General features: G+C 75.0%; 4 protein-coding genes. 2 read left to right on the top strand and 2 right to left on the bottom strand.

Annotation, left to right across the window (positions count from 1 at the left end; translation table 11 throughout):
* Nucleotides 1–225 precede the first annotated feature (225 nt).
* Nucleotides 226–5,904 carry an Ig-like domain-containing alpha-2-macroglobulin family protein gene (locus J421_RS31190; RefSeq protein WP_025415055.1) on the bottom strand — a complete coding sequence of 1,893 codons (5,679 nt, stop codon included), beginning with the start codon at nt 5,902–5,904 and terminating at the stop codon, nt 226–228.
* A gap of 140 nt (nt 5,905–6,044) precedes the next feature.
* Here J421_RS31190 and J421_RS31185 point away from each other — a divergent pair, with 140 nt between their 5' ends.
* Both J421_RS31185 and J421_RS31180 read left to right on the top strand, forming a co-directional pair.
* Complete coding sequence (locus J421_RS31185; protein WP_025415054.1) at nt 6,045–6,362, top strand: PadR family transcriptional regulator; 318 nt, start codon at nt 6,045–6,047, stop codon at nt 6,360–6,362.
* Nucleotides 6,359–9,052: an ABC transporter permease gene (locus tag J421_RS31180; protein ID WP_148306659.1), complete on the top strand. Its 2,694-nt coding sequence runs from the start codon at nt 6,359–6,361 to the stop codon at nt 9,050–9,052. The genes J421_RS31185 and J421_RS31180 overlap by 4 nt, the downstream gene beginning before the upstream one ends.
* Nucleotides 9,053–9,245: 193 nt before the next feature.
* Here the strand turns inward: J421_RS31180 and J421_RS31175 are convergent, their stop codons facing one another.
* Complete coding sequence (locus tag J421_RS31175) at nt 9,246–11,663, bottom strand: ABC transporter permease (RefSeq protein WP_025415052.1); 2,418 nt, start codon at nt 11,661–11,663, stop codon at nt 9,246–9,248.
* Nucleotides 11,664–11,843 lie beyond the last annotated feature (180 nt).

Raw genomic sequence — 11,843 nt, 5'->3', positions numbered from 1 at the left:
GGTCGACGATCGTGACGCCCGTCGCGCGGTCGTGCGAGAGGAGATCGTCGGGCAGCGGCCAGGCGATCCAGGTCGCGGCGGCGACAGGAACGGCAACGGCAACGACGATCCGCAGACTACGCAGATTGCGCAGACCATGCCGACCGTCCTTTGTGCCTAACGGAACAGGCGATCCACGCAATCTGCGTAATATGCGTAATCTGCGGACGAACCCGCCGAGCACCGTCACGGCCGCTTCTCCGTCACCACGAACGTTCCCCCGTCGCTGCGACCGTGCACGCCGGGGTTGTACATCTCCTCGGCGTGCGCCGGCGGTCGGACGAACGTGCCGGCGGTCGTCGCGCGCGCGATGTACGTGGCCGTGTAGGTGCCCGGCCACAGCACGCTGGCCGAGTACACCACGCGGTCGTCGCGGATCTCCTCGTGGTCGAACGGGGACCACCAGCCGGCGTCCCAGCGGCCGTAGCCCCACTGCGGCGCGTCGGGCTGGTCGGACCCGCGCGCGTCGTCAGGCGCCGCGCCCGGTCCGGGCATCGACGACGCGGTGCGCAGGCTGAGGTCCACCGCCTCGAGCCCGGCGGGGAGCGCGTCGTCGAGGACGACGAACTGGCGCGTGTTCGGCACGGTGATGCGGAGCCGCACGCGCACGAGATCGCCCTCGGCCATGCGCGTCACCGGGCCACCGGCCGGGTAGCGCTCGTACCAGCGCTCCACCTGGATCCCGCGGTCCTCCGGCGTCACCGGCGGTGCGGTGGGCACCTCGGTGACGGTGACGTACCAGTACACCGGCGCGTCGCCCGCGCCGGCATCGAGCCGCGCGGCGAGCCGCGGATCGTTAGGCGGTCCGGCGAGCAGGCCGGCGAGCGGCACGGTGGAGTCGCGCTGCGGCTCGGCGCGCAGCGCGACGCGGCCGCGCGCATCCCGCACCTGGACCGGCCGGTCGCCGCCCAACGCCCTCCGCGCGCGGTCGTACGCGGCGAGCGCGGAGACGGCGCTCGCGTAGTCCTGTGTGTTCCACGGCTCCGTCGCGCGCCCCTGCTGCGCGAGCGTCTCGACGAGCGGCCCGATGAGCGCGTGCTCCGGCTCGACGGCGAGCGTCGCGGTGAGCAGCCGCGCGACGGGGCGCACCGTCGACTCGAAGTACAGCGTCGTCGTCGACTCCGGGAGCACGGCGCGCCGCCCCTCCACCTGCACGAGGCGCCACGTCGGCTCGAGCAGCCGGCGCGCGACGGGGAGCTGGCCGCGGCGGGCGAGCACCTCGGCCAGCCGCGCGCGGTCCTCGGTGCCCAACTGCGCGGCGTTGCGCAGCAGCGAGTTCTCGGCCGCGGCGTCGGGGCGGCCGTAGCGACTCAGGAAGTCCACCGCCGCGACCTGGTCGCTCAGCCGCACGAGGCGCTGCGGATGGCGGTTCGCGACGGGGGTGAACTGCGGCGCGCCGGTGCCCTTGAGGTCCGCGACGACGTACGCGGCGAGCCTGCCTAACACCGCCGAGTCCACGCGCACGCCGGCGTCGCGCGCCTCGACGAGCACGAGCCCCGCGTACGCGCTGAGCCACGCGCTCGTCCAGTCGGTGCTCGACCAGTAGCCGATGCCGCCGTCGCCGCGCTGGCGGCGGCTGATGACGTCGACCGCACGCGCGATCTCGCGACGTGTCGTGTCGCTCGGACGGGCGCGGTGGAGCGCGAGGATCGGCAGCGCCTCGCTCGTCACCTGCTCCGTGCAGTCGTACGGGTAGACGCGGAGCTGGCGCGCGATGCCGCGAATGGTCGCCAGCGGCGATCCGCCGACGGTGAGCGTGACGCGAGACCGCGCCGGGTCGATGCCGGCGGGCAGTCGCAGATCCACCGTCGCGGTGTCGCGCAGCACGCCCGACGCGACGAACGCGCGCGGATGGTAGTCGGGCTTCACCGGCAGCGCGACGCGCACCGCGTCCGCGTCCCCGTCGCCGCTCACGTCGAAGCGGAACGTCGCGCTGTCGTCGGCCACGGTGCGGCGGTCGAGGCGGAACGGGAAGCGCACGTCGCTCCCGCGGCCGGCGGCGAGCGTCACCGTGCGCTCGGCGTCGCCGCGCAGCGCCACGCCGGTGGCGGTGGCGCGCACGCGCACGCTCGACGCGCGGCCGTCGCGCCGGTTGACCACCGCGCCCGCGACGAACTCGTCGCCCGGCCGCACGAACCGTGGCAGCGCCTGACGTGCGAGCAGCGGGCGGGTGACGAGCAGCGACGCGTCGCCGCTGCCGTAGCGGTCGCCCGCGGTCACGGCGACGGCCATGACGCGGAACGTGGTGAGGTTGTCGGGGAGCTTCGCGGTGGCGACCGCGTCGCCGTTCGCGTCGGTCACGACCGAGCCGAGGAAGAACGCCGTCGTCTGGAAGCGCGAGCGCAGCACGTCGGCGCCCGCCGCGCCGCCGCCGCCGCCGGCCTCACGCTTGCCCTTCTCTCCCTCGGGCACCTGCGGCGCGACGTTCGTCATGTTGCTGGCCAGGCGCATGCCGAGCCCGCGCGCCTGGTACACGAGGTCGATCGGATCCGGCGTCCGGTAGGCGGTGAGCGCGAGCACGCCCTCGTCCACCGCCCACAGCGTGACCTCGCTCCGCACGCCGCGCGCACGTGCGTCCGCGACATGGAGCGCGACGCGCGCCGTGTCGCCCGGTCGGTACTCGGCGCCTAACGGCTTCACGGCGACCGCGAGGCGCTTCACCTCCGGCGTGACGCGCAGCTCCGCGTACCCGACGCGGATCGTCGGACGCCCGGGATCGTCGACGGGGCCGGGCGGCGCCGAGCGGCCGCGCGCGACGATGATGGACACGAACGCGTTCGGCGCGTACGCCTCGGTGATGGGGAACTTCAGCGTCGTCGAGCCGCTCGTGATGCGCAGCCGCCGCTGCTCGATGAGCCCCTCGCGCTCGACGGTGATCCACGCTTCCGCGTTCGTGAACGGCGACGCGAACAGCACCGTCGCCGTGTCGCCCACGGAGTAGCGCTGCCGGTCGGGAATGACGTCCATCTTGAACTGCGTCTCGTCGCTCCACGGCACCCACTCCTTGCCGGCCGCCCAGCGCTGGAAGCTGGTGGACGCGCGGCGCCCCGCGGCGTCGGTGGCGGTGAACGAGACGACGTAGATGCCGCCCTCCTTCGGGGTGAACGCGCAGGCGTTAGGCGCCTCCGCCGTGGTGATCGCGCACCGCGCGACCGTGTCCGCCACCCACTCGCCGACCAGCTCGGAAACGCCGTCGCGCTCGCGGCGCACGCGGTGCCACTCGCGCCGCACGACCGCGCCGCGCACGCGCACGCCGCTCACCTTCTCCCCGTTCGGCCGCACGGCGAGCACGCCGACCGACTGCGGTACGCCGCCCTGCCAGAAGTAGCTCGCGCCGTTCGGCCGCGCGGCGACGTAGAAGTCGGCCGGATGCACGAGCGCCGTCGCGCTCGCGCCGACGACCTGCCGGTTCACGTCGGTGACCGTCGCGTCGAGCGTGACGCGCGCGGGGCGGCCCTTCGCCGGCGCGGGAAGCGTGACCGTCAGGCTGCGCGCGCCGCGTGCGTCGAGCGTGTCGACGCCGCTCGCGAACACGTCGGAGTCGGGCTCCGGCGCGTCCTCCCACCAGTTGTCCGCGTCGCCGACGTACCAGCCGTCGAGCCCCGGGATCTCGAGCTCCCACGACGACACCGGCGTCCGTCGCGCGGTCCACGTCACGTCGGCACGCGCCATGGGAGCGCCGAACAGGTAGCGCGCCTGCACGTTCACCGTCAGGCGATCGCCGGGTCGCTTCGCGCCGCTGTCGGCGGCGAGATCGACGAGGAACTCCGGCGGCCGGTACTCCGCCACGCGGTAGCGCGACTCGGCGAACGACTGCCACTGCCCCTGCCGCCGCGCCTGGATCTCGACGCGGTAGCTGCCGACCGGCGCGAGCGCGGGCACGTCGACCGAGAGATCGGCCGTGCCGAACGCGGAGAGCGCGGCGGTGTGCGCACGGAGCACGCCGTCCTCGCGGTCGTGGAAGATCCACTTCACGGAGTCGCCACGCTGCGGCACGCGCAGACTGCCCAGCGCGCCGTCGCGGACGATGGCCTTCGCGTACACGCGCTCTCCCGGCCGGTAGATCCCGCGCTCGGTGAACACCGCGCCGGCGAGCGGCAGCCGCTCGGCGCCCCACGCACCGCTCACGTCGAAGCGCCACGGCGAGAGGTCGGGGTCGTAGCGGCTCACCGACGCGACCGCGCGGTCGTCGCCCAGCGTCACGGTGACGAAGCCCTCGAGGTCGCCCCGCTCGTCGTCGTCCGCCTCGCCACCGGACGGGTCGCGAGGCAGACCCGTTAGGCGGGCGAGCCCGCGCGCGTCGGTGCGCGCGGCGCCGAGCCGGCGGCCGCGCACGTCGAACAGCGTGACCGCGGCGCCGGCGCGCGGCAGCCCGTCGCGCACGCCGGTGACCCACACTGCCGCTTCGGTGGTGCCCAACCGCGTGTGCACACCGAGGTCGGTGACCTGCACGAGCGCGAGCGGCCCGTCGGCGACGGTGTCCTTCGTGGTCGAGCGACCCGCGACCTTGATCGCGTAGAGCGTGGGTGCGCGCGTCGTGGCGTCGGGCGCCGGCAGCCGGATGCCGGTGAGCATCGCGCGGTCGCGCGCGGCGCGCAGCGGCACGCGCTGCCTGACGGCGCGCCGCGCGAGCGTGGACCACACGCTGTCGTCGCCCCAGCTCACGCGGCGGAGCACGCGTGCCTCCAGCGAGTCGGGCACCGCGGCGATGGTGGCGACGAGCGTGTCGACGTTGACGTGCTGCACGGCGAGCGTGCGGAAGCCGGCACGCTCGACGAGCAGTCGGCCGTAGGCGTACGTCACCGACGGTGCGTAGCCCGTGGTGCGGTACGCGGCGGCGGGATTGCCGCGCAGCGGCTGGCCGAAGACGTCGCGCATCGCGGTGTCGACGACGACCGCGTACACGGTGTGCGGCACGAGCCGTCCCTCGAGCGTCCACGTCGTCGACTCGCTCGCCGTGTCGCGCACCGCGAACGGCACGGCCGGAAGGAGCTTCACGCGGCGCAGCACCTCGGCGCCGCGCACCGGCGTGGCGAACGTCACGCGCAGCGGACCGGTCGGGCAGAAGTCGCCGCCGCCGCACTCCACCGTCGCGACGCGGAAGTCGCCGTACGTCTCGAACGGCCACCGCGCGGGATCGCGCAGCCGCTCGTCCTCGATCTCCGCGGGCACGACGAGATCGCCGACGCAGCCGCGCGGCATCGCCGACTCGGGGGCGAGCTGCACGACGCGTCGCAGCGAGTCGAGCTTGTGGTCGCGCTGGTAGCCGCCGGCCTCCCGCAGCCGCCACGGGTCGTCGTCGCGCACGCGTCGCTGCGCGGCCGCGCGGAGCCTGACGATGCGCCGCCCGCCGGCGCACGACGCCCGGAACTCCGCGAACGCGGCGCCGGAGAGCTTCTCGAGATCCACGGGCGCCGAGTACACGAGCTCGAACCGCTGCGTCGTCGTGACGCGCGGGTGGTCGTCCGCGGCGACCGGGCTGCCGCCGAGCAGCGTGGGGCCCTGCGCGCGGAAGGAGAAGCGATACGGCTCGGCGAGCGCGCTGCCGTCCATCGCGCGGAACGCGGTGGAGACCGTGACGGCGTAGCGCGTGCCCGGCGCGAGCATCTCCGACGGGACGAGTCGCACGGTGACGGGATCGCGCCACTCGAGCCGTCCGCGCACCGCGGGCTCGACGCGCAGCACGGTCGCGGGATCCACGGTGCGATCCAGCGAGCCGGCGACGGGGCGGTCGAACGTGACCGCGATCTCGGCGCTCGGCGCGGCATCGCCGGCGGGGGTCGCGCGGATGACGCGCAGCGGCGCGGCGGGCTGTGCGTGCGCCTGGGCGGCGACGAGAGCGAGCAGGGCGAAGCGGCGGCGCACGGAGGCCTCGGGCGTGGGCGGTGGCCCCAAGGCTCGTATGTGACGAATGGCTTGTCCAGCATGCCGCGTCGCGCGTCGGTGAAACTTGCGAGCGTCCGACCCCGTCATATCTTCGACAAAGTCGATAAAAGGAGACTCGTTTGCTCGGAGAGCTCGAACAGCTCGTCCTGCTCGCCGTCATGCGCTGCGGCGACGAGGCGTACGGCGTCCCGGTGCTCGCCGAGATCGAGCGCGCGACCGGCCGCTCGCCGACGCTCGCCACCGTGCACACGACGCTCACGCGCCTGGAGGCGAAAGGCTTCGTCGTGTCGCGGTTCGGCGAGCCGACGCCGCAGCGCGGTGGGCGGCGCAAGCGCTACTTCACCGTGACACCCGCCGGCCGCCGCGCGGTGCGCGACGCGCTCGGCGCACTCCGCCAGCTCGCGCAGGGGCTGGTCGCGGGGTGGGACGCGCCGTGAGCGCGCCTAACGAGACGCGTGCCGGCCCGCCGCGCCCCGACGCGCCGCGCACCGCCCAACGGCTGCTGCGCGCCGTGGTCGACGCGGCGGCGCTGGAGCCGTACCTCGGCGATCTGCTGGAGCTGTTCGACGACCGACTCGCGCGCGACGGACCGCGCCGCGCTCGGCACGCCTTCTGGCGCGACACCGGGGTCGCGCTCCTCCGTCTTCCCTGGCGCCGCCCGACGCCGCGCGCGCGCCGCACCGGAGATCCGATGCTCACCATGCTCGCCACCGACCTCCGACACGCCGCCCGGCGCCTGCGCCGAGCGCCCGCGTTCGCGCTGCTCTCCGGGCTCACGCTCGCGTTAGGCATCGGCGCCACCACGGCGGTGTTCAGCGTCGCGTACTCGGCGCTGCTCCGCCCGTTGCCGTTCCCCGACGCGGGACGGCTCGTCGACGCCGCGGAGTTCAAGCGCGGGACCCCGATGACGGTGTCGCCGTCGAACTTCGCCGACTGGCAGCGCACCTCGCGCACGATGGACCTCGCCGCGTCGGGCACCGGCACCGGTGCGCTGACGAGCGACGGGCCCGCGGAGCAGCTCGCGATGTCGTACGTGACGGCGGGGTTCTTCTCCGTGATGGGCGTGAAGCCGGAGCTGGGCCGCGCGTTCAACGCCGCGGAGACGGCGTACCATGGGCCGAAGGCCGTAATGCTCGGCCACCGGCTGTGGGCGCGCCGCTTCGGCAGCGATGCGCACGTGATCGGGCACACCATCCGGCTCGACGGGGAATCGCGCGTCGTCGTCGGCGTCATGCCCGACGGCTTCGACTTCCCGGAGCACTCCCAGCTCTGGGTGCCGCTCGCGTTCTCCGAGCAGGACCTCGCGACGCAGCGCGGGGCGCACTGGCTGTCGGTCACCGGCCGACTGAAGCCCGGCGCCGCAGTGGAGCGCGCGAACGCGGAGCTCGCGGCGATCCACGCGCGGCTCGCCGCCGCGTACCCGGAGCAGAACACCGACGAGAGCGCGCTCGTGCGCTCGCTGCGCGACGCGACGGTGGGCGACGTGCGGCCCGCGCTCATCGTGCTGCTGGGTGCCGTGGGGCTGCTGCTGCTGCTCGCGTGCGCGAACGTGGCGAACCTGCTGCTCGTGCGCGCCACGCGGCACGAGCGCGACCGCGTGGTGCGCGCGGCGCTCGGCGCGGGACGCGGGCGACTCGCCGGCGCGGTCATGAGCGAGGCGGTGATCCTCTCGTTCGTCGGCGCGATGGCGGGCGTGGCGCTCGCGTGGTGGGGCACGCATCTGCTCGACGCGACGCTCCGCGCCGCCCGCCCGACGCTGGCGGAGTCGCGCGTGGACGGGCCGGTGCTGCTGTTCGCGCTCGGCGTCGCGCTGCTGACGGCGTTCGTGTTCGGCGTGCTGCCGGCGCTCAGCGCGTCGCGGCTGCGCGACATCGCGACGGTGCTCCGCGCGGCGACGCCGGTCGGGGCGCGCGGCCGGCCGGGTCGGCACTGGGGGTCGCGGCTGCGTGGCTCGCTCGTCGTCGCGCAGATCGCGATCACGACGCTCCTGTTGAGCGGCGCGGCGCTGCTCGGCGAGAGCTTCCTGCGCCTGCGCCAGGTCGACGTCGGCTTCGATCCGAACGGCGTGTGGACGTTCTCGGTATCGCTCCCCGACGCCCGCTACGAGGGCGCGCGCGTGGCGCAGTTCTACCGCGAGCTCACCGATCGCATCCGCGCGCTCCCCGGCGTGCGCGCGGTGGGCGCGACGATGGGTCTACCGCTCAGCGGCATGAGCTACACGATCACGCTGCACGAGCTGGACGGCGTGCCGGAGCCCAGCGGCAAGGAGCGCAGCACGTCGGTGCGCATGATCACCGACGGCTACTTCCGCGCGGTCGGCATGCGCGTGGTGCGCGGCCGCGCGATCGAGCGCACCGACGACGCGTCCGCGCCGCGTGTGGTGGTGGTGAACGAGACGCTCGCGCGCCGCCTGTGGCCGGGGCAGGACCCGATCGGTCGGCGCTTCTCGATCGGGATGCGCGTCGGCCCGGACTCGGCGCGCGAGCGCGTGGGCGGCATCGTCGTCGGCGTCGTCGGCGACGTGCACGGAGACGGCCTGCGCGCCGACCCGCGCCCCGAGGCGTACTTCCCGGAGATGCAGTTCCCGATGACCGGGATGATGTACGCCGTGCGTGGCGAGGTCACGCCCGGGCTGCGCAAGGCGATGGCCGCGCAGGTGGCCGCGCTCGACCCGGAGATCCCGGTGTTCCAGGAGCGCACGCTCGACACGCTCGTCGCCGACGCGGTCGCCGAGCCGCGGCTCTACTCGCTGCTGTTCGCGGCGTTCGCGGGCACGGCGCTGGTGCTCGCGGCGGTCGGCGTGTACGGCGTGGTGTCGCTGAGCGTGGGACAGCGCACGCGGGAGCTCGGCGTGCGCGTGGCGCTCGGCGCGCGCGCGGGCGACGTCGCGCGGCTCGTCCTGCGGCAGGGAATGACGCCGGTGGCGTTCGGGCTCGCGGTCGGCCTCGTCGGCGCGTTCGCGACGACGCGGCTGCTCACGACGATGCTGTTCGGCGTCAGCGCGACAGACCCGGCGGCGTTCGCGGTCGTGTGCGCGGCGTTGATGGGCGCCGCGGCGGCGGCGGTGTGGCTGCCGACGCGCCGCGCGACGACCGTCGCGCCGACGGAGGCGCTGCGGTCCGATTAAGATGGGTGCTCGGGACTCGGGACTCGGGACTCGGGACTCGGGACTCGGGACTCGGGGCGGTGTGCTCGCTACGCTCGCTTTCTTTGCGGTGTGCTCGCTACGCTCGCTTTCTTTCATGAAGGCACGAGCGGAGCGAGTGCCATCCGACCCGAGTGCCGAGTCCCGAGTCCCGAGTCCCGAGCATCTCCGCTCCCTACTCGGCCCTCAGCGCTACCGTCGGCGCCACGGCCGTCGCGCGGCGTGTGGGGCCGAGCGCGGCCGCGAGCGCGACGATCGAGAGCAGCACCGGCACGCCGACGAACGTGAGCGGATCCGCGGCGCCGACGCCGAACAGCAGCCCCGCCATGAGCCGCGCGGCCGCGAGCGCGCCGAGGGTGCCCAACGCGATGCCTAACGCGACGAGGCCGAGCGCCTCGCCGAGCACGAGGCGCACCACGCGGCCGCGGGCCGCGCCGAGCGCGACGCGCACGCCGATCTCGCGCACGCGCCGCGACACGGCGTAGCTCGTGACGCCGTAGAGGCCCACCGCGGCGAGCAGCGCGGCGACCGCGGCGAACGCGCCGAGCAGCACGAGCACGAAGCGGGGGCGCGCCGTCGCGTCGGCGACGATGCGCTCCATCGTCTGCACCTCCGACACCGGCAGGTCGCGGTCGACCGACGCGACGGCGGCGCGGAGCGCGGGCGCGAGGCGCGCCGGGTCCCCGTCGGTCTTCACGACGATCGACATCGCCGAGAACGCGCCGGACGGGCGCTCCAGGTACGACTCGCTCTGGAGGAATGGCACGTACGCCTCCGGCTGCGGCCCCTCCGTCCACTCGCCGCGCACGACGTCGCGCACCACGCCCACCACGGTGCGCGTCGGCGGGTGGTCCTCCGGCCCGTCGAGCGTGAGGCGCTTGCCTAACGCGCTCTCGCCCGGCCACAGCCGGCGCGCGAGCGCCTCGTTCACCACCACCACCTCGGTCGCGCCGACGCGGTCGGTGGCGGCGACGTCGCGCCCCTCGCGCACGCGGATGCCCATCGCGCGGAGGTAGCCGGGGAGGATCACGCGGAACGTCGCCGTCGGCGCCTCGACGCCCGGCGCGACGGGGCGGCCCTCGGCGGTGACGTGCATCCCCCACTCGTCGCCGGCGAGCGGCACGTGGTTGATCGCGCCCGCCGCGCGCACGCCGGGGAGCGCGGCGAGCCGCGCCACGAGACCCTCGTAGAACGCCGCGCGGCGCCCCGGCGTCGCCTCCGCGGAGCCGGTGACCGACACGATCGCCGTGAGCACGCCGCGCGGATCGAGGCCGGGATCCACCGCCTGCATCGCGGCGACCGTGCGGATCATGAGCCCCGCGCCGACGAGCAGCACGCACGACAGCGCGAACTCCGACGCGATGAGCGCGCGCCGCCCGCGATGCTGCCGGCGTCCGGCGGTCGTGCCGCGCGCGCCGTCGCGCAGCGTGCCGCTCACGCCGTCCGCCGCGCCGCGCAGCGCGGGGACGACGCCGCACGCGACGCCGGTGAGCAGCGCGACGACGATCGTCGCGACCGCCACGCGCCAGTCGAGGTGCACCGTGTCCACGCGCGGCAGCCCGGCCGGCGCGAGCGCGACGAGCGCGCGCACCCCCGCCGCGCCTAACGCGAGACCGAGCGCCCCGCCGGCGGCCGCCAGCACGACGCTCTCCGCGAGCAGCTGCCGCACGAGCGCCGTGCGGGTGGCGCCGAGCGCGCCGCGGACCGCCATCTCGCGCGCCCGCGCGCTGCCGCGCGCGAGCAGCATGTGCGCCACGTTCGCGCCGGCGATGAGCAGCACGAGCGTCACCGCGCCCGACAGCACGAGCAGCATCGGTCGCACGTCGCCGACGACCTTCTCCGTGAGCGGCACGACGGCGACGTCGCGGTTCGTGCCGGGGAACTCGCGCTCGAGTCGCGCGGCCACCGAGGCGACGTCGGCGCGCGCGGCGTCGAGCGTCGCGCCCGGCGCGAGCCGCGCGAACACGCGCAGGCTCTGTCCGCCGCGGCTCTCGGCGCGGGCCCCGAGCGCGAGCGGCGCCCACAGCTCGCTGCGCGTCGCCCAGAACGGCGCGAAGCGGAACGTCGGCGGCATCACCCCGACGACCGTGTACGGCTCGCCGTCGAGCCTCACGGTGGCGCCGAGCGCCGAGCGCGCGCCGCCGAAGCGCCGCTGCCAGAGCGCGTACGACAGCACGACGACGTGGTCGGCGCCCGGCTCGTCGTCGCCCGCGCGCACCGCGCGTCCGAGCAGCGGCGCGACGCCGAGCAGCGGGAAGACGTCGCCGGTGACCCGCAGCGCCGCGACCTTCTCCGCCGCGGTGCCGCCGGTGAGGGTCGGGCCCCACATCTCCGCCGCGCCCATGCGCGCGAACGACCGCGTGTCGCGGCGCCAGTCGAGGAAGTTCGCCGGCGCCACGGGCCGCGACCCGCCGTGCAGCACGACGACGAGCCGCGACGGGTCGGCGTACGCGAGGGGTCGCAGCAGCACCGCGTTCACGACGCCGAGCACCGCGGCGCCGGCGCCGATGCCTAACGCGAGCGCGACGAGGGCCGTGGCGGTGAACAGCGGACGCTTGGCGAGCGAGCGGAGGGCGAGTCGCAGGTCGGTCATGGATTCCTCGATCGAGTCGGTGAAGCGACTCGCCGGTAGACACGGATGACGCTGCGACGGTTGCGTGGCAGTGAACCGCAGGGACGCGGAGGGCCGCAGAGGACTGCCTCTTCGAGTTGAACCACGGAGGACACGGAGGACACGGAGGAAATCGATCGAGATGGTTCTCCTCCGCGTCCT

Source organism: Gemmatirosa kalamazoonensis (genome assembly GCF_000522985.1).
Classification (GTDB): domain Bacteria; phylum Gemmatimonadota; class Gemmatimonadetes; order Gemmatimonadales; family Gemmatimonadaceae; genus Gemmatirosa; species Gemmatirosa kalamazoonensis.
This window is presented reverse-complemented; position numbering and strand designations above follow the sequence as displayed.

Bases quoted from the DNA above. Each gene is read 5' to 3' on its own strand.
- J421_RS31175 (WP_025415052.1), bottom strand. From the start codon at position 11,663: ATGACCGACCTGCGACTCGCCCTCCGCTCGCTCGCCAAGCGTCCGCTG.